We start from the raw sequence: 23,295 nt of genomic DNA, 5'->3' as shown, positions 1-23,295 counted from the left end.
GTAATCGCACGCACGACTGAATCGTCCGCTCATCGAGACCTGAATCCCACATTCCGGATGACATTGGCGACATGACCGAAACCCGACGTCGCCCCGGCGACGGCACCGGCGGCCTCCGCACCGGAACCGCGACCTTCGACTCCCTCCGCGAACAGGCGGTGGCCCTGCGCCGCGAGGGCCTCAGTCTGCGCCAGATCCGTGACCGCCTCGGCGTCCACAACAACAACATCCTCAACAGCTTGGTGAAGGGCGAACCGTCACCCGAGTGGACGAAGCGCCCCAACGCCAAGGACGACCTCCGCGCGAAGGCGCGAGAGCTCCGCCTCCAGGGCATGACGTACGACGAGATCCAGGTCGAGCTGGGCTGCTCGAAGAGTTCGGTCTCCCTCTGGGTCCGCGACCTCCCGAAGCCGGCCGGACAAAGGACCCCCGCGGAACAGGCTCGGCTCGCCTCGCGGCGACGCTGGGAGCACGAGAACACCGTCCGGGGCGCGAGCCGAGGTCGGGCAGCTCAGCGACAGGGAGCTCTTCATCGCGGGAGTGACCCTGTACTGGGCGGAGGGAGCGAAGGACAAGTCGTACGACCGCCGCGAGAAGGTCCAGTTCGTCAACAGCGACCCGGGAGTCATCCAGGTATTCCTCGCCTGGCTGGACCTCATCGGCGTCGACAGGGAACGGATTCGCTATCGCGTGATGATCCATGAATCAGCCGACACCAAGGCGGCCGAGGAATTCTGGGCCGACTGCGTCGGCGCGGACGTGACGCGGTTCGCCAGGACGACCCTCAAGAAGCACAACCCCAGGACCACCCGGAAGAACGTGGGTGAGAACTACCGAGGCTGCCTCGTCCTTTACGTCAGCCAAAGCGCCGACATCTACCGTCGCATCGAGGGCGCCTGGTGCGGCATAGTAGATGCGTCCAACCCGAACCGGGAAGATCGAATGTCCGGTTTGAGTTGATTTACCCTCCCCTGTGGTGTAATTGGCAGCACTGAGGCTTTTGGTGCCTTATGTCCGGGTTCGAGTCCTGGCGGGGGAGCTTCGCATGTTCGGGTCCTGACCACAGCGGTCGGGACCCGTGTTCATTAGGGGCCGCCGAGCCCCCGGTATCCTTCACGGGTCCACCCCCGAAGCCGAAGGGCATCCCCGTGAGCGCCAACCGCCCGGCAGCCGTCGTCGTACTCGCAGCGGGTGAAGGCACCCGCATGAAGTCGGCCACTCCCAAGGTTCTGCACGAGATCTGCGGGCGCTCGCTCGTCGGTCACGTCGTCGCCGCCTCCCGTGAGCTGGACCCCGCGCACCTCGTCGTGGTCGTCGGGCACGCCCGGGAGCAGGTCACCGCTCACCTCGGCGCGATCGACGCCGGTGTGCGCACGGCCGTCCAGTACGAGCAGAACGGCACCGGCCACGCCGTCCGGATGGCCCTCGAAGAGCTGGGCGGGGTCGTCGACGGCACCGTGATCGTCGTCTGCGGCGACACCCCTCTGCTGACCGGCGAGACCCTCAGGCAGCTCGCGGCGACCCACGAGGCCGACGGCAACGCCGTCACCGTGCTCACCGCCGAGGTGCCGGACTCCACCGGCTACGGGCGGATCGTCCGGGACGCCGGCGGCGCCGTGACCGCCATCGTCGAGCACAAGGACGCTACCGACGCCCAGCGCGCCATCCGCGAGATCAACTCCGGCGTCTTCGCGTTCGACGGCGCCCTGCTCGCCGATGCCCTCGGCAAGGTGCGCACCGACAACAGCCAGGGCGAGGAGTACCTCACCGACGTGCTGGGGATCCTCCGCGAGGCCGGCCACCGCGTCGGTGCGGCCGTCGGCAGCGACCACCACCAGATCCTCGGCATCAACAACCGCGTCCAGCTCGCCGAGGCCCGCGCCCTGCTGAACGCGCGGCTGCTGGAGCAGGCCATGCTCGCGGGCGTGACGGTCGTAGACCCCGCCAGCACGTTCGTGGACGTCACCGTCACCTTCGGGCAGGACGCCCTGATCCACCCGGGGACGCAGCTCCTCGGTGCCACCCACATCGCCGAGGGGGCCGAGGTCGGCCCGAACACCCGGCTGAAGGACACCCGGGTGGGCCCGGGGGCTCGCGTGGACAACACGGTGGCCGACGGCGCCGTCATCGGCGAGCTGGCCTCCGTGGGGCCGTTCGCGTACCTGCGTCCGGGGACGACCCTCGGTACGAAGGCCAAGGCCGGCACGTACGTGGAGATGAAGAACGCGACGATCGGCGAGGGCACCAAGGTGCCGCACCTCTCGTACGTGGGTGACGCGACGATCGGCGAGTACACGAACATCGGCGCCGCGAGCGTGTTCGTGAACTACGACGGTGAGCACAAGCACCACACCACCGTCGGCTCGCACTGCAAGACGGGCTCGGACAACATGTTTGTGGCGCCCGTCACCATCGGGGACGGCGCCTACACGGCGGCCGGGTCCGTGATCACGAAGGACGTGCCGCCCGGTGCGCTGGCCGTGGCCCGCGGCCAGCAGCGGAATATCGAGGGCTGGGTGGCCCGCAAGCGTCCGGGAAGCGCCGCCGCGACGGCGGCCGAGTCGGCGGTCCAGGTGGACTCCGACAGCCGTTGAGGTGAACTGACCGGAAACGGGTACGCCTGGGACGGCGTACCGTGATAGGTGCACGCAATTCGGCTGGCTCACCGTGTGCGGGACGGACGCACATGGGGGCGAGCAGCTTTCAACACGTCTGAGGAGACAGTGCTGTGACCGGGATCAAGACGACCGGCGAGAAGAAGCTGATGCTCTTCTCCGGCCGCGCCCACCCCGAGCTGGCCGAGGAGGTCGCGCACCAGCTGGGAGTCGGCCTCGTGCCGACCAAGGCTTTCGACTTCGCGAACGGTGAGATCTACGTCCGCTTCCAGGAGTCGGCTCGTGGCGCGGACTGCTTCCTGATCCAGAGCCACACGGCTCCGATCAACAAGTGGATCATGGAGCAGCTGATCATGATCGACGCGCTGAAGCGCGCGTCGGCACGCTCCATCACCGTGATCATCCCGTCCTACGGGTACGCCCGCCAGGACAAGAAGCACAAGGGCCGCGAGCCGATCTCGGCCCGTCTGGTCGCCGACCTGCTGAAGACCGCGGGTGCCGACCGCATCCTCACGGTCGACCTGCACACGGACCAGATCCAGGGCTTCTTCGACGGCCCGGTGGACCACCTTTCGGCCCTGTCGGTCCTCGCGGACTACGTCGGCGCCAAGGTGGACCGCTCGAAGCTGACCATCGTCTCCCCGGACGCCGGCCGCGTGCGTGTCGCCGACCGCTGGTGCGACCGTCTGGACGCGCCGCTGGCGATCGTGCACAAGCGTCGCGACAAGGACGTCGCCAACCAGGTGACCGTCCACGAGGTCGTCGGTGAGGTCAAGGGCCGCGTCTGCGTCCTGGTCGACGACATGATCGACACGGGTGGCACCATCTGCGCCGCGGCCGACGCGCTGTTCGCGCACGGTGCGGAGGACGTCATCGTGACGGCCACGCACGGCATCCTGTCGGGCCCGGCCGCCGACCGTCTGAAGAACTCCAAGGTCAGCGAGTTCGTCTTCACGAACACCCTGCCGGACCCGTCCGACCTGGAGCTCGACAAGATCACGGTGCTGTCGATCGCCCCGATGGTGGCGCGCGCGGTGCGCGAGGTCTTCGAGGACGGCTCGGTCACCAGCCTCTTCGAGGAGCAGCAGTAAGCGCTCCGCGTAGATCCTTTTGAAGTGCGGCCTTCCCGCCGGGTAGACTCATCGAGTTGCTCGGCGAGGGAGGCCGCACTTTTGTGTGCGGGAACTCCGTTATCGACGCGCTCTTCGTAGCAGGCCGTTCCGGCCGGGTGACTGTCGTCCATTTCCGTCACCCCACGAGGAGTGAGCATGTCCGAGATCAAGCTTGCCGCCAAGGTCCGTTCCGACTTCGGCAAGGGTGCTGCCCGTCAGGCCCGTCGTGACGCCCTGACCCCCGCAGTCATCTACGGCCACGGCACCGACCCGAAGCACGTCAACGTGGACGCCCACGCCCTGCAGCTGGCGCTGCGTACCCCGAACGTCCTGATCTCCCTGGACATCGAGGGCGACGCCGCCGAGCTGGTCATCCCGAAGGCCGTGCAGAAGCACCCGCTGAAGCGCTCGATCTCGCACGTCGACTTCCTGATCGTCAAGAAGGGCGAGAAGGTCACCGTCGACGTCGCGATCGTCACCGAGGGCGAGCTGGCCGCCGGCGGCAACATGCTGGAGACCCTCCAGAACACCATCTCCGTCGAGGCCGAGGCCACCCACATCCCGACCGAGGTCACCGTCTCGATCGAGGGCCTGGAGGCCGGCGCCACCATCCACGCCAAGGACCTGGTCCTGCCGGCCGGCACCACCCTGGCCGTCGACGGCGACATCGCCGTCCTGCAGGTCGTGGCCCCGCAGGCCGAGGAGCCGTCCGCCGAGGCCGCCGAGGGCACCGAGGCCTGAGCCTCGCCCTCTCCCCTCAGCAGTTGCTGACCGACCGCCGTCCGGCTCCACTGGAGCGGGACGGCGGTCGTCTTTCGTTCAGGACCTAAGGAGCTTTTGATGTCGGACGACGCGGCGCCCTGGCTGATCGTCGGCCTCGGCAACCCGGGACCGGAGTACGCGGGGAACCGCCACAACATCGGTTTCATGGTGGCCGACCTGCTGGCGGACCGGATCCGCGGGAAGTTCAAGGCGCACAAGGCCCGGGCCCAGGTGGTCGAGGGCCGCATGGGTCCGCCGGGGCCGGCCAGCCGCCGGGTGGTGCTGGCCAAGCCGATGACGTACATGAACCTCTCCGGTGGGCCGGTGACGGCGCTGCGCGACTTCTACAAGGTGCCGGTGGAGCGGATCGTCGCGATCCACGACGAGCTCGACATCGACTACCCGACGCTGCGTCTGAAGCTGGGCGGCGGGGACAACGGCCACAACGGTCTGAAGTCGATGACGAAGTCGATGGGCCCGGACTACCACCGGGTGCGCTGCGGCATCGGCCGGCCGCCGGGCCGGATGCAGGTCGCGGACTTCGTGCTGAAGGACTTCTCCTCCACGGAGCGCAAGGAGCTGGACTGGTTCGTGGACCGGGCGGCGGATTCCGTGGAGTGCCTGATCGCGGAGGGTCTGGAGCGCGCCCAGTCGGCGTACAACTCCTGAGCGGCCAGCGGGCGTAGGCCGATCGTTACTTCGGACATACCGTCATACAGAAGCACAAGAGCATACGAATACTGACGAGTACCTCTTGACCGGTGCGGGCGTCATCAGCAAGCTGAGCGGCGCCACCCCCACGGCCCATTGTCCTCACCTGTGCCAGAGGTACTCCATGTCCCCTTCCAGGATGCGCCGCGCGGCCTTTGCCGTCGCCGCGACCTCGCTCGTCCTCGCCGCCGGCGCGACTCCCGCTCTCGCCACCGACGCGTACACCATTCCGCTGCACCAGCAGGTCCCCATCACCGCGGCCTCCTTCGAATCGACGGAGAAGAAGTGCGCTGACATACCGTCGACCCAGGACGGCTGGCACTTCATCGCTCCGGGCAACCCCAACGACATCTCCTTCGTGGAGCTGACGGTGACGTTCGAGCCGGGCGGACAGAAGGTGATCACCTCCTTCGGGCCGCCGAACGGCAACCACGCCTACGTCGCCTCCGAGCCCGGCGCCAAGCTCACCTCCGCCGTCGCCAAGGTGAAGGGCGGCAAGCTGGAGTGGTTCAACCTGTCGCACACCTGCCCGTCCACCGTGACGCCGAGCGGGACGCCCTCCGGCACGCCCTCCAAGACCCCCTCGGGCACCCCGTCGCAGTCGGTCTCCCCGTCCGGTTCGGTGACGCCGTCGCAGTCGGTCTCCCCCTCCGGGTCGGTGACCCCGGGTCAGAGTGTCAGCGGTACGCCGTCGGGTACGCCGAGCGCCACGGCGAGCTCCCCGGCCCCGGTCACCGGCGACCTGGCGAACACTGGGTCCGGCCTGCCCGTCGCCCTGGTCTCGACGCTGGCCGTCGCGCTGGTCGCGGCCGGTGGGGTGCTGGTGGTCCGCCGCCGCCGCGCGCCGCAGCAGTAGCCCGTGCGTAGGTAGCCCGTACGGAGGAAGCCCCCGCACGTCGGTCGGTGCGGGGGCTTCGCCGTGTCTGCGGGCGGTGGCGGAGACTCAGCCGGTGTTGCGCAGGCCGGCCGCGACGCCGTTGACGGTGAGCAGCAGGGCGCGGGCGAGCAGCGGGTCGGGTTCCTCGCCGCGGGCCGCGGCGGCGCGCTGGCGGGCCAGCAGGGACACCTGGAGGTAGGAGATGGGGTCCAGGTAGGCGTCGCGTACGGCGAAGGTCTGCTGGAGCACGGGGTGGGAGTCCAGGAGCTTCTCGCCGCCGGTGATGCGCAGGACCTCGCGGACGGTGAGCTCGTGTTCGGCCTCGATGCGGGTGAAGACGTGCTTGAGGTGGTCGGGTACGAGGGTGTCGACGTAGTGGCGGGCGATCCGCAGGTCGGTCTTGGCCAGGGTCATCTCGACGTTGGACAGGAAGTTGCGGAAGAAGTGCCAGCGTTCGCCCATTTCGGCGAGGGCGTCCGCCTGGCCGGCCTCGCGCAGGGCCTTGAGGCCGGAGCCGACTCCGTACCAGCCGGGGACGATCTGGCGGGACTGGGTCCAGCCGAAGACCCAGGGGATGGCGCGCAGGCCGTCGAGGCCGGCGCCGGAGTCGGGGCGGCGGGAGGGGCGCGAGCCGAGGTGGAGGTCGGCGAGCTGGTCGACGGGGGTCGCGGCGAAGAAGTACGAGGGGAGGTCCGGGTCCTCGACGAGCTCGCGGTACGCGGCGTGCGCGGCGTCGGAGACGGTGTCCATGGCCGCGTCCCAGCGGGCGAGGGCCTCGTCGGACTGGCGGGGCGCGGTGTGCAGGGCGGAGGCCTGCAGGGTGGCCGCGACGGTCAGTTCGAGGTTCTCGCGGGCGAGGGAGGGGACGAGGTACTTGTCGGAGATGACCTCGCCCTGTTCGGTGACCTTGATCTCGCCTTCCAGGGTGCCCCAGGGCTGGGCGAGGATCGCGTCGTGCGAGGGGCCGCCGCCGCGGCCGACGGTGCCGCCGCGGCCGTGGAAGAGGCGCAGCCGGACGCCGTAGCGGTGGGCGACGTCGCGGAGCCGGCGCTGGGCGCGGTGGATCTCCCACTGGCTGGTGGTGATGCCGCCGAACTTGGAGGAGTCGGAGTAGCCGAGCATGACCTCCTGGACGTCTCCGCGCAGGGAGACCAGGCGGCGGTAGGAGGGGTCGGCGAGCATCTCGTCGAGGATGACGTCGGCGGCGCGCAGCTCGTCGGTGGTCTCCAGGAGCGGGACGATGCCGATCTTGGCCCAGCCGCCGTGGAGGTCGATGAGTCCGGCCTCGCGGGCGAGGACGGCGGCGGCGAAGACGTCGTCGGCGCCCTGGCACATCGAGATGATGTAGGACTCGATGACCTCGGGGCCGAACTTCTCGAAGGCGTCCTTGATGGCGAGGAAGACGCCGAGGGTCTTGTGTCCGGCGGCGTCGAGGGGGGCCGGGGTGGGGGCCAGCGGGCGGCGCGAGCGGAGCTCCTTGGCGAGGAGCTTGCCGCGGTAGTCGCGGGGCATGTCGGCGTAGCGCCAGGACTCCTCGCCGAGCCGGTCGAAGAGCTGGCCGAGCGCGTGGTGGTGGGCGTCGGCGTGTTCGCGTACGTCCATGGTGGCGAGCTGGAGGCCGAAGGCGGCCAGGGTGCGGATGGTGCGGTCCATGCGGCCGTCGGCGAAGAGCGCGCCGCGGTGTTCGCGCAGGGAGGTCTGGATGAGGGTGAGGTCGGTGAGCAGCTCGGCGGTGCCGAGGTAGTCGCGGCCTTCCTCGTGGGGGATGCCCTTGGCGAGGCGCTCGCGGGTGTTGAGGAGCTTCTGCCGGATGCAGGTGGCCTTGAGGCGGTACGGCTCTTCGGCGTTCAGCCGCTTGTAGCGCGGGCTGATCTCGGGGAGGCGTTCCAGGTCGGCCTGGAGGGAGGCGAGGAGTTCCTCGGTGGCGCCGGTGTAGCGGATGGAGTTGGACAGCAGCCCGCGCAGGAAGTCGATGAGTTCGAGGGCGTCGGTGATGCCGTGTTCGTGCTGGAGGATCAGCACGTCGCGGGTGACGTCGGGGGTGACGTTGGGGTTGCCGTCGCGGTCGCCGCCGATCCAGGTGCCGAAGGTGAGGGGGCGGGTGCCGGCGGGGAGCTCGATGCCGACGCGCTGGAGTTCGGCGGCGAGGTCTTCGAGTACGTCGCCGACGGCGCCGGCGTGCAGCTCGTCGAGGTAGTAGATGGCGTTGCGGGCCTCGTCGGCGGGCTCGGGGCGGACCACGCGCAGCTCGTCGGTCTGCCAGACGAGGTCGATGTTCTCGGCGAGGCGCAGGTCGTGGCGGCGGCGGTCGCCGGCGCCGGTGACGGGCTCTTCCAGCAGGGCGGCGATGCGGCGCAGCTTGTTGAGGACGCTGCGGCGGGCCGCCTCGGTGGGGTGTGCGGTGAAGACGGGGCGGACGTTGAGGTTCTTGACCGTCTCGCGCAGGTGCTCGGGGTCGGCGTCCTTGAGCATGTCGGCGGTGCGGGCGAGGAGCCCGCCCTCGGCGGCGCGGTGGGCGCGCAGCTCCTTGCCGCGGTGCACCTGCTCGGTGACGTTGGCGAGGTGGAAGTAGGTGGAGAAGGCGCGCACGAGCTTGGCGGCGGTCTCCAGGTCGGTGTCGCCGAGCAGTGCGGCGGCGGCTTCGCCGTCGGTGCGGGTGAGGGCGCGGACGCGTTCGACGAGGTCGAGGAGTTCCTGGCCCTCCTGGCGTACGAGGGTCTCCCCGAGGAGGTCGCCGAGGCGGCGGATGTCGGCCCGCAGTTCCGCGTTGGCGGTGGCGGCCGGGGTGACGGGGGCCTGGCCCTGGGGGGCCTGGTCAGCACTGCTCACAGGTGCGGCTCCTTGCAGTGTTCGAGCGCTACTGGGCGGTGGGCTCCCGGCGGCGCGCGGTGATGCCTTCCCCGGAATCCGTCCGGGGGGGTCTCCGCTCCTGATGCGCAGCTCGGGCTGCCCGTGCGGACCGCGCTGTCCGACGGGACCAGGATAGGTGTCCGAGGCGCGTGCCTGGGCAAATGTCTCATCAGGCGGCTAGTGAACGGCTAGCGGCGCACTGGGTGGGGGTCACCGGGCCGCCGCCGTCCGGTCACCTGGTCGACGTCCGTCCGCCCCGGCCGTGCTCCTGTTGCCCCGGCCCAAGGCTTTGCCATACTTACGATGCCGTAGGTTACGGGTCCGTAGGGTCCGCGATCAGGCAGCTGCCCACTCCTCACCCCCTCCTCCTCACCCCCCAGGGGACACCCATGACCACCAGTCCCGATCTGGTCGAGGACGCGTCCGCGTCCTCCGACACGTCCACTCCGTCCACGCCGTCCGCGACGCTCGGCGGCGAGAAGAAGCGGTCCATCGAGCAGATCGCCCTCCTGCTGTTCATCACCGTTCCCTTTGTGGCGCTGCTGGCGGCGGTTCCGCTGGCCTGGGGCTGGGGGGTGAGCTGGCTGGACCTCGGTCTGATGGTCTTCATGTACTTCCTGGCCTGCCACGGGATCACCATCGGCTTCCACCGCTACTTCACGCACGGTTCCTTCAAGGCGAAGCGGCCGCTGCGGGTCGCCCTCGCCGTGATGGGTTCGATGGCGGTGGAGGGACCGCTGGTGCGCTGGGTGGCGGACCACCGCAAGCACCACAAGTACTCGGACCACGAGGGTGACCCGCATTCGCCGTGGCGGTTCGGCGAGACGCTGCCGGCGCTACTGAAGGGCCTGTGGTGGGCGCACATCGGCTGGCTCTTCGACGAGGAGCAGACCGATCAGCAGAAGTACGCCCCCGACCTGATCAAGGATCCGGCGATCCGGCGCGTCTCGCGTGACTTCATCTTCTGGACGATGGTGTCGCTGGCGATCCCGCCGCTGGTGGGCGGTCTGGTGACGATGTCGTGGTGGGGGGCGTTCACGGCGTTCTTCTGGGGCTCGCTGGTGCGGGTCGCGCTGCTGCACCACGTGACGTGGTCGATCAACTCGATCTGCCACGCGGTGGGCAAGCGGCCGTTCAAGTCCCGGGACCGTTCGGGCAACGTGTGGTGGCTGGCGGTGCTGTCCTGCGGGGAGTCCTGGCACAACCTGCACCACGCCGACCCGACCTCGGCCCGGCACGGGGTGCTGCGCGGCCAGGTCGACTCCAGCGCGCGGCTGATCCGCTGGTTCGAGCAGCTGGGCTGGGCCACGAACGTGCGCTGGCCCTCGGCGGACCGCATCGACGCCCGGCGCAGGGAAAACGAGCCGAACGCGGCATGATGGGGGGTGTGGCGATCGACGGCGGTAATTCCAGCGGTGACAAGCCCAGGCGCGGCCGCCGGGTGAGGATGACGGGCGCGGAGCGGCGCCAGCAACTGCTGGACATCGGCCGGACCCTGTTCGCGGAGAAGGGCTTCGAAGGCACGTCGGTGGAGGAGATCGCGGCGAAGGCCGGGGTGTCCAAGCCGGTGGTGTACGAGCACTTCGGGGGCAAGGAGGGCCTGTACGCGGTCGTCGTGGACCGGGAGATGCGCCAGCTGCTGGACGGGGTGACGGGCGCGCTGACGGCCGGGCATCCGCGGGAGCTGCTGGAGCAGGCGGCGTTCGCGCTGCTGGACTACATCGAGTCGTACACGGACGGCTTCCGGATCCTCGTACGGGACTCCCCCGTGGCCCAGTCGACCGGCACGTTCGCCTCGCTGATCAGTGACATCGCCACGCAGGTGGAGGACATCCTGGGCCTGGAGTTCAAGGCGCGGGGCTTCGACCCGAAGCTGGCCCCGCTGTACGCGCAGGCTCTGGTGGGGATGGTGGCGCTGACCGGGCAGTGGTGGCTGGACGTCCGCCGCCCGAAGAAGGCGGAGGTGGCGGCGCACCTGGTGAATCTGGCCTGGCACGGGCTGGACGGGCTGGAATCGAAGCCGCAGCTGGTGGGCCGCCGCAAGAGCTGAGCCCCGTACCGTGCGCGACCCGTACGACGGCGCCCCGTCACCGGAGATCCGGTGGCGGGGCGCCGTCGTGTGGTCGGCGTCAGCCGGCCGGTTCCAGGCCGTGTGGTTCCAGGAACTCGAGCCGGTTGCCCACCGGGTCCTGCGAGTAGAAGCGGTGGTGGCCCGGCAGGTGGTCGTCCCAGACGACTTCGGCACCCCGCTCCTGAAGTCTGCTCGCGTACGCGACGATGCCGGTCACCCTCAGTCCCGGGTGGGCCTTGCGGGCGGGCCGGAAGTCCTCCTCGACGCCGAGGTGCAGCTGCACCGGGCCGGCGGCGAACCAGCAGCCGCCCCGGGCGGCGAGGACGGGCGGTTTGCGGATCTCTTCCATGCCGAGGACGTCCGTGTAGAAGGCGCGGAGCCGGTCCTCCGACCCGGGCGGCGCGGCGAGTTGGACGTGGTCGACGGCGGTCAGCACGGTCAGGCCTCCTTGCGGGCGACGGCGAAGATCCTGCGGAACGGGAAGACGGTGCCGCGCGGCCCGGTCGGGTAGGCCGCGCGCAGCCGGTCGCGGTATTCGGCGAGGAAGGCGTCCATGGCTTCACGGTCGTCGCCGAGGGCGGTGAGGACGGGGCGCAGGGCGGTGCCCTTGACCCAGTCGAGCACCGGGTCGGGGCCTTGGAGCAGCTGGTGGTAGGTGGTCTCCCAGACGTCCACGGCGCAGCCGAGCTCGGTGAACCGGGCGAGGTATTCGGCGGGTTCGAGCAGATGGATGTAGCGGGCGCCGTGCCCGGCGAGCCGGTCCCGCCAGCGCGGGGTGTCGCAGAGCTCGGCGAGCAGGGCGTGGCTGGGGGCGGTGAAGTTGCCGGGGATCTGGAAGGCGAAGGTGCCACCGGGGCGCAGGCCGTTGATCCAGGCGCCGAAGGAGCCGGGGTGGCTGGGGACCCACTGGAGGGCGGCGTTGGAGACGATCAGGTCGTAGGGCTCGTCGGGCAGCCAGGTGGCGAGGTCGCCGTGCCGGAAGTCGAGGCTGCCGCCGCCGGCGGTGGGGCCGGCGTACTCCCCGGTGGCGCGGTGGAGCATCTCCGGGGACAGGTCGAAGCCGGTGATGCGGGCCTCGGGCCAGCGTCCGGCGAGGAGGGCGGTGACATTGCCGGGGCCGCAGCCGAGGTCGGCGATGCGGGCGGGCCGGGTGGGGAGTTCGGGTATGCGGGTCAGGAGGTCCAGGAAGGGTCGGGTGCGATGGCCGGCGTGCCGGAGGTACTGCTGGGGATCCCAGGTGGGGGCGGAGGGGGCGGTGGCCGTGGGGATGCCGGCCTGCGCCGTATCGGAATACATGTTCGAGCCTCCCTGCTGGCGGGTCGGTCGGAAGCGGAATCAGTTCCGGCACCCTCCATGCCCCATGGTCGCTCCGTTTATATCTCGATGTCAAGATACTTGATCACGAGATGCATGACGTGAAGAGACTTCATGTCGACAGACCCCTTACACTGATCGGCATGGAGGACGAGGTCGACCGACTTGTAGCGGCATGGCGGCGGGAGCGCCCTGACCTCGACGTGGAACCGCTCGAGGTGCTGAGCCGCGTCAGCAGGCTCGCGCGCCACCTCGACCGGGCGCGCCGGCTGGCCTTCTCCGAGCACGGCCTGGAGCCGTGGGAGTTCGACGTCCTGACCTCGCTGCGGCGCGCGGGTGCGCCCTACCAGCTCTCTCCCGGCCAGTTGCTGACGCAGACCCTGGTCACCTCCGGCACGATGACCAACCGCATCGACCGGCTCGCCAAGAAGGGCCTCGTCGAGCGGCTGCCGGACCCCAGCGACCGCCGCGGGGTCCTGGTGCGGCTGACCCCCGAGGGCCGGGACCGCGCCGACCAGGCCCTCGCCGGGCTGCTGGCCCAGGAGCGGGCGATCCTGGCCCAGCTCTCGCGCAACCAGCGCGGCGATCTCGCCGCGCTGCTACGCCAGTTGACCGCTCCGTTCGACAACGTCCCCGGCTAGGTCGGCGGGCCTTACGCCGGCCCGCCGGGCCAGCGCCACCGCGGCGAGGGTGGAATGCACCCCGAGCTTGCCCAGCACGTTCTGCATGTGGGTGCGGACGGTGTGCGGGGACAGGAACAGCCGCGCCGCCACGTCCTTGCGGCCCAGCCCCGCCACCATGCAGCGCAGCACCTCGTGCTCGCGCGGGGTGAGCGACTCCACGAGCCGTTCGCTGTCCGTACGGTGCTTGCGCGCCGCGGTCAGTTCGCGCAGCACTCCGGTGAGCAGCGCGGGCGGCAGGTGGGTCTCCTCGCGCAGGACCCCTCGGATGACGGCCAGCAGCCGCGAGAGCGAGCAGTCCTTCGCCACCCAGCCCGAGGCTCCCGCCTGCAGCGCGAGGGCCGCCCGGCGGGGGTCGTCGCGCTCGGCGAGGACGACCGTGCGCACCCCGGGGTGGGACACCCGTACCCCGGCGACCAGCGCGATCCCGTCCGACGCGGGCGGTGGCCCGGATCCGGAGCCGGGCTCCCGCTGGCCGGGCACGCCGCCCGGCACGCCGCCGACGGCCCCGGCGACGGCGCCGAGATCGGCGCCGCCCGGCACGCCGCCGACGGCCCCGGCGACGGCGCCGAGATCGGCGTCGACCAGCATGACGTCGAAGCGGCGGCCCTCGGCCGCCGCGCGTTCGAGACAGCGCAGCGCGGCGGGGCCGCTGCCGGCCGCGGACACGTCCACGTCCGGCTCGGCCGCGAGCGCGGCCGCGAGCGATTCGGCGAAGATGCGGTGATCGTCGACCACGAGAACCCGGATACGAACCACAAAACCCCCAAGGGTCGGGGAACGGACGACGGCGGGTACGACGCCCGGACCGGGTGATCCGCAGCTGCCGCGGCCGCCGCCGTGACATCTCTGCACTACCCCGGAGCGGACGTCGTACCCGACTTGTCTCGACCCCTGAATCAACACCGGCCCCCACCGGTGTCACGCATCAGCGTAGGGCGCCAGGGGCTCGCAGTTGGCCGAATAGCAGAAGTTTTTCCAGCGATTTTCCGGCGCGGGTGTGCTGAACAGCCTTTGTCGTGGCTTGTTTTCACCTGCCCTGATGGTCCGGATGACGGCTTCCGGACCGGCGTGTGCCACGGGCAGTTGCACGGTGCGCATTTCACTCGGCGTGTGCACGCTGGGCGCCCGCGCAGAGCGCCCGCCGCCAGCGCGCGGCGGATATGCGCACGCCCCCCGTACCGGAGGGTCGGGGGGCGTGCGGGGAAAGCGGTGGTGCGGGTGGATACACCGGTGGTTCAGGAGGTGTGCGTCCTGGCGAAGTTCCACGCGTCCGTGATGATGCCCGTGAGGTCCGAGCGGCTCGGGGTCCAGCCCAGCCGCTCGTGGGCGGTGCGGGCGGAGGCGACCAGCATCGCCGGGTCTCCTGCCCGGCGCGCGGCGATCACCTCGGGGATATCCCGCCCGGTCACCTTGCGGACCGTCTCGACGACCTCGCGGACCGAGAAGCCGGCGCCGTTGCCCAGGTTGCAGATCAGGTGCTCGCCCGCGACGGCCGCCTCCAGCGCCGCCAGGTGGGCCTCCGCCAGGTCCGCGACGTGGATGTAGTCGCGTACGCAGGTACCGTCCGGGGTCGGGTAGTCCTCGCCGAACACCGAGATCGACTCCCGCTCGCCCAGGGCGACCTGGAGGACCAGCGGGATCAGGTGGGTCTCGGGGCTGTGCCGCTCGCCGAACTCCCCGTACGCGCCCGCCACGTTGAAGTACCGCAGGGACACCGCGGCCAGGCCGTGCGCCACGCACTCCCCCGCGATCATGTGGTCCACGGCCAGCTTCGAGGCCCCGTACGGGTTGGTCGGCGCGGTCACCGAGGCCTCCGTCAGCAGGCCCTCCGTCGGCTCCCCGTAGGTGGCGGCGGTGGAGGAGAACACCAGCTTGCGCACGCCCGCACCGCGCATGGCGGCGAGCAGGGCGAGGGTGCCGCCGACGTTGTTCTCCCAGTACTTGCCCGGGTTCACCACGGACTCGCCGACCTGCGAGGAGGCCGCGAAGTGCAGCACCGCGTCGTAGGAGGGGTCCAGGTACGAGGCGGCGTCCTGGATCCGGCCCTCGATGAAGGTGGCGCCCGCCGGGACTCCGACGCGGAAACCGGTGCTGAGGTCGTCGAGGACGGTGACCTCGTGGCCCGCCTCCAGGAGGTGGGCCGCGACCACGCTGCCGACGTATCCGGCGCCGCCGGTTACCAGGTATTTGTGAACTGGCGTCTTGCTCACTCGCCTACTGCCTCTCGCGGGGGACCACGCGCCGGGTGCCTGCGCATGCAGACACTGGCTTACCCGATTCGGCGCCCGCGGGGAAATCGGCCCCGTCAGGCCCGGGCGGCGGCGGACGGCTGCACCGGCACCGCCCGGTCCAGCAGGCCGGTACGGGCGGCCAGCGCGGCCGCCTCCAGCCGGGAACCCACGCCCAGCTTCATCAGCACCCGCTGCACGTGGGTGCGGGCGGTGCTCGGTGCGATGGCCATGCCCGCGGCGATGAGCCGGGTGTCCTCGCCCTCGGCGACCCGGACCAGCACCTCCACCTCGCGCGGGGTGAGCAGCCGCAGCAGCCGGCTGCCCTCGTCGTCGGGCTGGGCGGCGGGGTTGAGGAGCTCCGCGAAGGCGCCTTGCAGCAGTTGCGGGGCGATCGCCACCTCGCCCGCCCTGGCCTTGGCCAGCGCCCGCTCCACGCCCTCGATGCGCTCGTCGTGGCGTACGTACCCCGAGGCGCCGGCGGCGAAGGCGGCCGCGATCCCGCGCGGGCTGGGCACCGGGCCCAGGACGACGACGGCGATCTGCGGGCGCTCGCGCTTGATCCGGACGACCGGCTCGAAGACGCCGGGCTCGGCGGGGGTGGCGGTGCCGAAGAGGCAGACCTCCGGGGCGCGGCCGATGACCAGTTCGGCGGCTCCCGCGGCCGGGGCGGCCGCGGCGAGCACCCGGTGCCCGCGCAGTTTCAGGGCCGAGGCGAGCGCCTCGGCCAGCAGCCGGTGCTCGTCGACCACCACGACCCGTACGCCCATTGCGGCACCCACCCCCCACCCTTCTGACCCGGCAAGCTACACGCTTGTTCGACGGTGCGAGGGGGTTACCGCGCAGAAGCCCCCGGAAGGGCGGACCTTCCGGGGGCTTCGTGGACGCGGGTCGGTCAGCTCGCGGTGAAGGCGGTGAAGATGTATTCCGGGTCGGACGTGGCGGAGTACGGCTTCTTGACCGTCGTACGAGCCATGAAGAGCTTGCCGTTGTGGTAGCGGTACTCGTGGTGGTCGGGCAGGTAGGCCGTCTCGATGCGCTGGGTCGTCTTGTCCGACGGGTTCTCCATCAGGACGGTTTCCTTCATCGTCTTGCCGTCGACGCTGACGATCTGGCCGCCCTTGTCGTGCGGGGGGTCCTTGTAGACGATGATGTTCGACCCGTCCATGCGCAGCGGGTACAGCTTGTACCGCTCGCCCGCGTCGGCGCGGTCGCTGGTCTGCTTGCCGGTCTCCAGGTCGAAGGAGAGCAGCTCGTTGGTCTTGGCGTAGGGGTCCTGGCCCTGGTGCTCGTACGAGGGCAGGTAGAGCTTGCCGTTGCCGACGACGAAGCCGGAGCACCGCTCGACCTCGGTCTCGCACTCACCGCCGAAGTTGCCGGAGGAGAGCGAGATCTTCGCCTTCAGCTGGCCCGCGGCATCGATGACGAAGAGGTCGCTGACGCCGCTGGCGTTCTTGGCGGTCTTGCCGACGTCGGCGGCGACGATCAGGGGCTTGGTGGAGACGATGCCGGCGGTCTCGATGCCCGCGGAGAGCTTGTACGAGGACTGCGGGGCGCCGGTGGCCGGGTCGAGGACCTGTGCGTACAGGGTCTGGTTGGGGCTCCGGCCGCACTTGCGGATGACGGCGAGGGCCTCGCCGCCGGCGTAGCCCGCGTCGTAGCAGCCTTCACCGTCCGTCTTGGGCACCCACAGCGACTTGCCGTCGGCGAGGTTCCAGGCGGCGCCGCCCGAGGAACCGCCGGCGGCGACCGTCTGCCCGCTGAGGGTGACCTCGTAGTACGACGCGGGCTTGTCGCCGCTGGTGGCGCTCTTGGCGTTGCCGCTCCAGACGAGCTTGCCGGCGTTCAGGTCGATGACGCCGACCTCGGTGCACGGCGGGTACTTGTTCTCCGGCGTGGCCGCCGAGGGCCTGAAGAGCACCGCCGACTTGTTGTCGCTGACGTGCGGGGTGGCGCCGCAGACTTCTCCCGGGAGGGGCACCTCCCACTTCTTGCCGCCGTCGACGAGGTTGTAGCCGACGACCTTCGACACGTCGGACTTGACGTAGGTGGAGTCGGTCAGCCAGGAACCGGCGACCTGGACCATCTCCTCCGGCGTCGGGCTCGGCTGGTTGACCATCACCTTCGACTTGGGGTTGGCGGGCACCTTCTCACTGCCGCCCCCGCCGGCCTGGCCCTTGTCCTCGCCCGGCTCGGCGGGACCGCTGTCCGCGGTGTCGTTCTTGCCGCCGCCGTCGCCGGAGACGTACCAGAGGCCGCCGCCGACGATGAGGACGATGGCCAGGAGGGCCGCGCCGACGATCATCAGCTGGTTGCGCTTGTCGTTGCTGCCGCCGCCGCCCGCGCCGCCGGCCGGGGGCTGGGCGGTGTACATGGGCGTGGTGGGCGGCCCGAAGGGCGGCGGGGTGCCGGGCTGCTGCGGGTAGCCGTAACCGGGCCCGGGCTGCTGGGGGTAGCCGTACGCGGGCTGCGCGGCGGGCGGCGCGGCCGGCGGCTGCTGCGGGGGCGCCGGCGGTACGGGCGGCGCCGGCGGCTTCCCGAACCCGCCCGGCGGCGGATCCTGCGGCGCTCCGAAGCCGCCGGACGGCGGCTGGCTGGGGGGCGGCGGGGTACTCATGCGTTGCTACTGCCTCTCGGTGGGCGGCTCGTTGGACGCGTTCACTTGCCGAAGACCATCAGGAACTTCTCGTCCTTGCCCCGGGCGAGCAGATGCGTGACGGAGAGGAAGAACCGCCCGTCCACGTAGTCGGCCTTCGGGGAGAAGAAGGAGCTCTCTACCGGAGCGGCCGGGCCGGACGGGTGGCGCAGGAGTGCGGTGGGCTCGCCGCCGGCGGCCGGGATCGAGAGGATCTCGCCGCCCTTGTCGTACTCGGCCTTGCGGTAGGCGATCAGCTGCCCGTTCGCGGCCTTGACCAGGGTGAGGGTGCGCTTGTCCCCTGCCGGGGTACGCCACTTGGCCTTGCCGGAGGCCAGGTCGAAAGCGACGATCTCGTTGGCGGTGCCGGCCTCTGTCGCCGTGGGCAGGTAGAGCGTATTGGAGTCCACCAGGCCGGCGGCGCACCCCTGGAGGGACCGGCTGAGGGAGCTTCTGCAGCCGGTCGCGAAGCTGCCCTCGCCGGTGACGGTGGCGCGCTGCTTCCCGTCGGGTCCGAGGACCACGATGGAGCGCTCCTTCTTCTGCTCGTTGCCGATGTCGAGGACGAGCGGGTCCACCGAGTAGACGCTGGTGACCGTGAAGTCCTTGGGGAGCCGGAACGTCCAGGTCGACTTGCCGGTGGCCGGGTCGGCGTCCTTGACCTCGACGGTGCGGTCGGCGTCCTGGCAGGTGGCGATGCCGATCATCTTGCCGTTGCCGCCGATGTAGGAGCCGGTCGTGCAGCCCTCGGACGGGGTCGCGAAGAGCTTGTCCCCGGTGCTGACCTTGAAGACGCTGGCGCGGGTGACCCGGTTGACGGAGACGGAGTCCCCGGTGAGGCTCAGGTTGGGACCGGCGAAGAGGTCGAACATGCCCTCCTTGGGCACCTCCTTCGTCCAGCCCTCCTTGCCCGCCTTGAGGTCGACCATGCGCATCTGGTTGCAGTCGGCGCTGTCGCTCTCGCCGTTCTTGAACATGACGACGGTCTTGCCGTCGGCGGTCATCTGGTCCGTGACGGCGCAGATGTCACCGGGGAAGGAGATCGTCCACTTCTCCTTGCCGTCGGCCGCGCCGTAGCCGGTGAGGTTCTTCCAGACGGTCTTGGCGACGGTGTCTCCGACGACCCACTGGCCGTCGGCGTCGACGCCCACGCCGGGGCCGTCGATCTTGGCGGTCTTGAGCCAGAGGACCTTGTCCTCGCCCTGCTTGCGGGCGGAGTTGAGGTCGCCTTCCCCGGCTCCGTTGCCGCTGCCGTCGCCCGTGTCGACGGACGGGGAGCCGGAGGGCTTGGCGTCGGGGGAGGTGGACTCCTGCGCGACGGGCGGCTTCGGGTCCTTGCCGTCCTTGAAGAAGCCGACGTAGGCGACGGTCCCGACGACGAGGACGGCGGCGACCGAGGCGGCGATCAGCACGGTGAGCTTCTTCTTCGGCGTCATGCCGGAGGAGGGCTGCGGCATTCCGGGCATGCCCGGGGGCGGCGGCATTCCCGGCATGCCCGGGGGCGGCGGCATTCCCGGCATGCCCGGGTGCGGCGGCATTCCCGGAGGCGGTGGCATTCCCGGCAGGCCGGCGGGCGGCGGCGGGTAGGAGGCCGGCTGCTGCGGGACGGTGGGGGGCTGCTGGGCGTACGGGTTCTCGCCCTGCTGCGGATACCCGTATCCGGCCTGCGGCGGCGGGCCGGGCAGGTGCCCGTAACCGGAAGGTGTCGGCGGCTGGTTCGGCGGCTGGGGCGGCTCGGTCATCAGCGCGTACCTTCGATGTCAGGGGTCGGGGAGGATGACCTTTCTATCACTCACGCAGGTCTTACGCCGGGCCGGTCCGCCCCCTGTTCCCAAGGGAGGACCGGCCCGTGACGCCGCCGTTATCCGGCCAGTTGGCCGCGCGGGGCGGCCGGAGGGCTACGCCTCCTCGGCCAGCTCCAGCCAGCGCATCTCCAAATCGTCGCGGTCCGCGAGGAGTTCCCGGAGCTCCGCGTCGAGCTTGGCCACCTTGTCGTAGTCGGTGGAGTTCTCGGCGATCTGGGCGTGCAGGCTGCTCTCGCGGTCGGAGAGCTTGTTCAGCTGCCGCTCGATCTTCTGGAGCTCCTTCTTCGCGGCGCGGGAGTCCCCGGAGGCGGTGGACTTCGCCGCGGCGGCCGGGACGGGCACCGGGGCGGCCGCCTCGATCATCCGCAGGCGGCGCTCCAGGTACTCGTCGAGGCCGCGCGGCAGCATCCGCAGGCTCGCGTCGCCGAGCAGCGCCATCACGGTGTCGGTGGTGCGCTCGATGAAGAACCGGTCGTGGGAGATCACGATCATCGAACCGGGCCAGCCGTCGAGGAGGTCCTCCAGCTGGGTCAGGGTCTCGATGTCGAGGTCGTTGGTGGGCTCGTCGAGGAACAGGACGTTGGGCTCGTCCATCAGCAGGCGCAGGATCTGGAGCCGGCGGCGCTCACCACCGGAGAGGTCGCCGACCGGCGTCCACTGCTTCTCCTTGGTGAAGCCGAACTGCTCGCACAGCTGGCCCGCCGTCATCTCGCGGCCCTTGCCGAGGTCGACGCGGTCGCGGACGCGCTGGACGGCCTCCAGGACGCGCAGGGACGGGTCGAGTTCGCCGACCTCCTGGGAGAGGTAGGCCAGCTTGACGGTCTTGCCGACGGTGACCTTGCCAGCGGCGGGCTGGGTCTCGCCCTGGGTGCGCGCGGCCTCGGCGAGGGCCCGCAGCAGGGAGGTCTTGCCGGCGCCGTTGACGCCGACGAGGCCGATGCGGTCGCCGGGGCCCAAGTGCCAGGTGAGGTGCTTCAGGAGCGTCTTCGGGCCGGCCTGGACGGTGACGTCCTCCAGCTCGAACACGGTCTTGCCGAGGCGGGCGTTGGCGAAGCGCATCAGCTCGGAGCGGTCGCGCGGCGGCGGCACGTCGGCGATGAGCTCGTTGGCGGCCTCGATGCGGTAGCGGGGCTTGGAGGTCCGGGCGGGGGCGCCGCGGCGCAGCCAGGCCAGCTCCTTGCGCATCAGGTTCTGCCGCTTGGACTCCTCGGTGGCGGCGATCCGCTCCCGCTCGGCGCGGGCGAAGACGTAGTCGCTGTAGCCGCCCTCGTACTCGTGCACGTCGCCGCGCTGCACGTCCCACATGCGGGTGCAGACCTGGTCGAGGAACCAGCGGTCGTGGGTGACGCAGACAAGGGCGGAGCGCCGCTCCTGGAGGTGTCCGGCCAGCCAGGCGATGCCCTCGACGTCGAGGTGGTTGGTGGGCTCGTCGAGGACCAGGAGGTCCTGGTCGGCGATGAGCAGCTTGGCGAGGGCGATGCGGCGGCGCTCGCCGCCGGAGAGCGGGCCGATGACGGTGTCGAGGCCCTGACCGAAGCCGGGCAGGTCGAGTCCGCCGAACAGGCCGGTCAGCACGTCGCGGATCTTGGCGTTGCCGGCCCATTCGTGGTCGGCCATGTCCCGGATGATCTCGTGGCGGATGGTGGCCGCGGGATCGAGGGAGTCGTGCTGGGTGAGGACGCCCATGCGCAGACCGCTGTTCTGCGTGACGCGGCCGTTGTCGGGCTCCTCCAGTTTGGCCAGCATCCGGATGAGGGTGGTCTTCCCGTCGCCGTTGCGGCCGACGACACCGATCCGGTCCCCCTCGGACACGCCGAGGGAGATGCCGTCGAGCAGGGTACGTGTGCCGTACACCTTGCTGACTGCCTCGACATTGACCAGATTGACGGCCATCAGACGCGCTCCAGGTGAGGGTTTATGGATCAGCCCCTCAGCCTAACGCTCCGGGAGGACGCCGACCGTTCCACCAGGAGCCAGCCGCCCAGCGCCATGGCGATCGCGGCGGGCGCGGTGACGGGGACGGCGACGAGGGTGGCGCTGTGGCCGTCGAGCAGGCCCCCGAGCCCGGTCATGGACAGGCCGAGGACGCCGAGCAGGCAGAGGGTGATGCCGGCGGCGGCGCGGGGGCCACTGCCGGGGGCGGCCTCGCTCCGGCCCCCGCCCGGGCCCGACGCCGGGCCCGGGGCCTCGAAGCGCCGGAAGACGGCGACGAGTACGCCGGTCAGCACGGCGGCGGCCAGGAGCCTGACCGGGACCTGGGCCCACCAGGCGGCGGACGCCGGCACCGGCAGCCCGATCCCCAGGGCGAACTGGGCGGCGTACACGGCGAGCATGGCGGTGAGGTGCCAGAGGAAGGCGGTCATGGCGACGCCGTTGGCGGCGACGACGCCGCGCCAGACGCGCGGGCGGGCGAGCCAGGCGGTGGCGGGGCGGGCCAGGAGCTGTACGGCGCCCACGAGCCACATGCCGTGCGCGAGCAGCGCGAGGGTCGGCGGGGCCATGTTGGACACCTTCTCGCCCGGCATCCCGACCATGGACAGCGGGTACGGGCCGTACGCGACCAGCGCCGCGGCCACGGCGAGCCCGGCGGCGGCCAGGGCGGCGGGGAAGCGGATCCGCCCGTCGGCGCGCAGGAAGCCGAGCTGGTGGACGGCGAGCCAGACGAAGGCGAAGTTCAGGAACTCGACGTACGGGACCCCGAGCGCGAAGCGCAGTACGTCGACGAGCGCGGCGGCGGCGACCAGCGCGGCGAAGGCCCCCCACCCCCATCGCTCGTGCAGCTTCAGCAGCGGCGGGGTGAAGGCGACCATCGCGAGGTAGATCCCGATGAACCAGAGCGGCTGCGTGACCAGCCGCAGCGCGGCCCCGCTCAGCCCGCCGGCGCCGCGGCCGGCGAGCTGGACGGCGAGCGCGGCCGCGGCCCAGACGAGGACGAAGACGAGGGTCGGCCGCAGCAGCCGCTGGAGCCGGGCCCGCAGGAAGGCGGCGTAGACGGGCCTGTCGGCCCGGCGGGCCAGGGAGCGGTAGGACAGGGCGTGCGAGAACCCGCCGACGAAGAAGAAGACGGGCATGACCTGGAGCCCCCAGGTGAGCACCTGCAGCGGGGGCACGAGGGCGAGCAGGTTCCCTATGCCGTCGCCGCTGACGGCGGCCATCAGCCAGTGCCCGGCGATGACGGTGGCGAGGGACGCGACCCGCAGGAGGTCGACGTACCGGTCCCGCGTGGCGGGGGTGGCGGCGGCCATATCGCTTGCGCTGACTGTCATGGCCCTACGGTCGCCGCCGGCGGGGGCCTCCCGACAGGGCGCGGATACTCAACTCCCGCCTAGGTACGGGGCACGGGCGCGGGCCGTCTCCTGGGCTCCGCCCCAGACCCTCCCCCAGACTCCGTCCGGGGGACCCCCACGCCTCAAACGCCGGCGGGGCTGGATTTCGGCTGATGCCGCCTGCCTGGCGCGGGGTGCGGGGCGGAGCCCCGGTCTTTCAGCCTCGCCGGCGTTTGAGGCGCGGGGGTCCGGGGGCCGGCCCCCGGCAACGGTGCGGCACGGAACATGGGGCGGAGCCACCGGGCACATTCAGCCCCGCCGGCGATTGAGGCGCGGGGGTCCGGGGGCCGGCCCCCGGCGACGGCG

The 23,295-nt window shown here is 71.0% G+C and carries 19 protein-coding genes, 1 tRNA gene and 1 pseudogene; 10 read left to right on the top strand and 11 right to left on the bottom strand.

Annotated features, from left to right (window positions below):
* Positions 1-29 precede the first annotated feature (29 nt).
* On the bottom strand, positions 30-218 hold the full coding sequence (locus ACGFYQ_RS29320) for a hypothetical protein (protein WP_393749229.1): 189 nt from the start codon (positions 216-218) through the stop codon (positions 30-32).
* Here ACGFYQ_RS29320 and ACGFYQ_RS29315 point away from each other — a divergent pair.
* From ACGFYQ_RS29315 to ACGFYQ_RS29285, 7 genes and pseudogenes are all read left to right on the top strand, one after another.
* Positions 159-960: pseudogene (locus ACGFYQ_RS29315) on the top strand (hypothetical protein). The gene ACGFYQ_RS29320 and the pseudogene ACGFYQ_RS29315 overlap by 60 nt on opposite strands.
* A gap of 7 nt (positions 961-967) precedes the next feature.
* Positions 968-1,039: transfer RNA gene (locus ACGFYQ_RS29310), tRNA-Gln, on the top strand.
* Between the two features lie 109 nt (positions 1,040-1,148).
* Positions 1,149-2,594, top strand: a complete 1,446-nt coding sequence (gene glmU / locus ACGFYQ_RS29305; protein WP_393749032.1) for a bifunctional UDP-N-acetylglucosamine diphosphorylase/glucosamine-1-phosphate N-acetyltransferase GlmU — start codon at positions 1,149-1,151, stop codon at positions 2,592-2,594.
* A gap of 134 nt (positions 2,595-2,728) precedes the next feature.
* Positions 2,729-3,706, top strand: a complete 978-nt coding sequence (locus tag ACGFYQ_RS29300) for a ribose-phosphate diphosphokinase (RefSeq protein ID WP_393749030.1) — start codon at positions 2,729-2,731, stop codon at positions 3,704-3,706.
* 177 nt (positions 3,707-3,883) lie between these two features.
* A complete protein-coding gene (locus tag ACGFYQ_RS29295; RefSeq protein ID WP_393749028.1) occupies positions 3,884-4,468 on the top strand; it encodes a 50S ribosomal protein L25/general stress protein Ctc in 585 nt (194 codons plus the stop codon).
* A gap of 99 nt (positions 4,469-4,567) precedes the next feature.
* Positions 4,568-5,158 carry an aminoacyl-tRNA hydrolase gene (pth, locus tag ACGFYQ_RS29290; RefSeq protein ID WP_393749026.1) on the top strand — a complete coding sequence of 197 codons (591 nt, stop codon included), beginning with the start codon at positions 4,568-4,570 and terminating at the stop codon, positions 5,156-5,158.
* 166 nt (positions 5,159-5,324) lie between these two features.
* The gene (locus ACGFYQ_RS29285; RefSeq protein ID WP_393749024.1) at positions 5,325-6,056 is read left to right on the top strand and encodes an LPXTG cell wall anchor domain-containing protein; all 732 of its coding nucleotides are present in this window, start codon (positions 5,325-5,327) and stop codon (positions 6,054-6,056) included.
* An 87-nt stretch (positions 6,057-6,143) separates the two neighbouring features.
* Here ACGFYQ_RS29285 and ppc read toward each other — a convergent pair whose 3' ends face one another.
* Positions 6,144-8,906 (bottom strand): phosphoenolpyruvate carboxylase, encoded by a 2,763-nt coding sequence (gene ppc / locus ACGFYQ_RS29280; RefSeq protein ID WP_393749022.1) that lies wholly within the window; start codon positions 8,904-8,906, stop codon positions 6,144-6,146.
* A gap of 410 nt (positions 8,907-9,316) precedes the next feature.
* Here ppc and ACGFYQ_RS29275 point away from each other — a divergent pair, with 410 nt between their 5' ends.
* Together ACGFYQ_RS29275 and ACGFYQ_RS29270 are read left to right on the top strand one after the other, a co-directional pair.
* On the top strand, positions 9,317-10,306 hold the full coding sequence (locus ACGFYQ_RS29275; RefSeq protein WP_393749020.1) for an acyl-CoA desaturase: 990 nt from the start codon (positions 9,317-9,319) through the stop codon (positions 10,304-10,306).
* Positions 10,306-10,977, top strand: coding sequence for a TetR family transcriptional regulator (locus ACGFYQ_RS29270; RefSeq protein WP_393749215.1), 672 nt, complete (start codon positions 10,306-10,308; stop codon positions 10,975-10,977). The genes ACGFYQ_RS29275 and ACGFYQ_RS29270 overlap by 1 nt, the downstream gene beginning before the upstream one ends.
* 79 nt (positions 10,978-11,056) lie before the next feature.
* On the opposite strand, the gene ACGFYQ_RS29265 is transcribed toward ACGFYQ_RS29270, so the two are convergent.
* Together ACGFYQ_RS29265 and ACGFYQ_RS29260 are read right to left on the bottom strand one after the other, a co-directional pair.
* Positions 11,057-11,434 carry a VOC family protein gene (locus tag ACGFYQ_RS29265; RefSeq protein WP_393749018.1) on the bottom strand — a complete coding sequence of 126 codons (378 nt, stop codon included), beginning with the start codon at positions 11,432-11,434 and terminating at the stop codon, positions 11,057-11,059.
* Between the two features lie 2 nt (positions 11,435-11,436).
* The gene (locus ACGFYQ_RS29260) at positions 11,437-12,294 is read right to left on the bottom strand and encodes a trans-aconitate 2-methyltransferase (RefSeq protein ID WP_393749016.1); all 858 of its coding nucleotides are present in this window, start codon (positions 12,292-12,294) and stop codon (positions 11,437-11,439) included.
* A gap of 161 nt (positions 12,295-12,455) precedes the next feature.
* Between ACGFYQ_RS29260 and ACGFYQ_RS29255 the strand changes: the two genes are divergently transcribed.
* On the top strand, positions 12,456-12,953 hold the full coding sequence (locus ACGFYQ_RS29255; protein WP_355410861.1) for a MarR family transcriptional regulator: 498 nt from the start codon (positions 12,456-12,458) through the stop codon (positions 12,951-12,953).
* Here ACGFYQ_RS29255 and ACGFYQ_RS29250 read toward each other — a convergent pair.
* The 7 genes from ACGFYQ_RS29250 to ACGFYQ_RS29220 form a co-directional block, all read right to left on the bottom strand.
* Positions 12,912-13,751 (bottom strand): LuxR C-terminal-related transcriptional regulator, encoded by an 840-nt coding sequence (locus ACGFYQ_RS29250; RefSeq protein WP_393749014.1) that lies wholly within the window; start codon positions 13,749-13,751, stop codon positions 12,912-12,914. The two genes, ACGFYQ_RS29255 and ACGFYQ_RS29250, sit on opposite strands and share 42 nt — an antisense overlap.
* 479 nt (positions 13,752-14,230) lie before the next feature.
* Positions 14,231-15,205, bottom strand: a complete 975-nt coding sequence (gene galE / locus ACGFYQ_RS29245) for a UDP-glucose 4-epimerase GalE (protein WP_393749012.1) — start codon at positions 15,203-15,205, stop codon at positions 14,231-14,233.
* 95 nt (positions 15,206-15,300) lie between these two features.
* On the bottom strand, positions 15,301-15,993 hold the full coding sequence (locus tag ACGFYQ_RS29240; protein ID WP_393749213.1) for a response regulator transcription factor: 693 nt from the start codon (positions 15,991-15,993) through the stop codon (positions 15,301-15,303).
* A 125-nt stretch (positions 15,994-16,118) separates the two neighbouring features.
* A complete protein-coding gene (locus tag ACGFYQ_RS29235; RefSeq protein ID WP_393749010.1) occupies positions 16,119-17,840 on the bottom strand; it encodes a PQQ-binding-like beta-propeller repeat protein in 1,722 nt (573 codons plus the stop codon).
* Positions 17,841-17,881: 41 nt separating this feature from the next.
* Entirely contained in the window at positions 17,882-19,600 is a 1,719-nt protein-coding gene (locus ACGFYQ_RS29230; RefSeq protein ID WP_393749008.1) for a PQQ-binding-like beta-propeller repeat protein, read from the bottom strand.
* A gap of 156 nt (positions 19,601-19,756) precedes the next feature.
* On the bottom strand, positions 19,757-21,556 hold the full coding sequence (locus ACGFYQ_RS29225; RefSeq protein WP_393749006.1) for an ABC-F family ATP-binding cassette domain-containing protein: 1,800 nt from the start codon (positions 21,554-21,556) through the stop codon (positions 19,757-19,759).
* Between the two features lie 29 nt (positions 21,557-21,585).
* Complete coding sequence (locus ACGFYQ_RS29220) at positions 21,586-22,929, bottom strand: acyltransferase (protein WP_393749004.1); 1,344 nt, start codon at positions 22,927-22,929, stop codon at positions 21,586-21,588.
* Positions 22,930-23,295 lie beyond the last annotated feature (366 nt).

The sequence above is a fragment of the Streptomyces sp. NPDC048258 genome (assembly GCF_043201995.1).
In the GTDB taxonomy this organism is placed as follows: domain Bacteria; phylum Actinomycetota; class Actinomycetes; order Streptomycetales; family Streptomycetaceae; genus Streptomyces.
This window is presented reverse-complemented; position numbering and strand designations above follow the sequence as displayed.

Excerpts from the sequence above, each read along its gene's own strand:
- ACGFYQ_RS29295 (WP_393749028.1), top strand. The coding sequence starts at position 3,884 with ATGTCCGAGATCAAGCTTGCCGCCAAGGTCCGTTCCGACTTCGGCAAG.
- pth (WP_393749026.1), top strand. The coding sequence starts at position 4,568 with ATGTCGGACGACGCGGCGCCCTGGCTGATCGTCGGCCTCGGCAACCCG.
- ACGFYQ_RS29285 (WP_393749024.1), top strand. The coding sequence starts at position 5,325 with ATGTCCCCTTCCAGGATGCGCCGCGCGGCCTTTGCCGTCGCCGCGACC.
- ACGFYQ_RS29275 (WP_393749020.1), top strand. The coding sequence starts at position 9,317 with ATGACCACCAGTCCCGATCTGGTCGAGGACGCGTCCGCGTCCTCCGAC.
- ACGFYQ_RS29270 (WP_393749215.1), top strand. The coding sequence starts at position 10,306 with ATGGGGGGTGTGGCGATCGACGGCGGTAATTCCAGCGGTGACAAGCCC.
- ACGFYQ_RS29260 (WP_393749016.1), bottom strand. The coding sequence starts at position 12,294 with ATGTATTCCGATACGGCGCAGGCCGGCATCCCCACGGCCACCGCCCCC.
- ACGFYQ_RS29255 (WP_355410861.1), top strand. The coding sequence starts at position 12,456 with ATGGAGGACGAGGTCGACCGACTTGTAGCGGCATGGCGGCGGGAGCGC.
- ACGFYQ_RS29240 (WP_393749213.1), bottom strand. The coding sequence starts at position 15,993 with ATGGGCGTACGGGTCGTGGTGGTCGACGAGCACCGGCTGCTGGCCGAG.
- ACGFYQ_RS29235 (WP_393749010.1), bottom strand. The coding sequence starts at position 17,840 with ATGAGTACCCCGCCGCCCCCCAGCCAGCCGCCGTCCGGCGGCTTCGGA.
- ACGFYQ_RS29230 (WP_393749008.1), bottom strand. The coding sequence starts at position 19,600 with ATGACCGAGCCGCCCCAGCCGCCGAACCAGCCGCCGACACCTTCCGGT.
- ACGFYQ_RS29225 (WP_393749006.1), bottom strand. The coding sequence starts at position 21,556 with ATGGCCGTCAATCTGGTCAATGTCGAGGCAGTCAGCAAGGTGTACGGC.
- ACGFYQ_RS29220 (WP_393749004.1), bottom strand. The coding sequence starts at position 22,929 with ATGACAGTCAGCGCAAGCGATATGGCCGCCGCCACCCCCGCCACGCGG.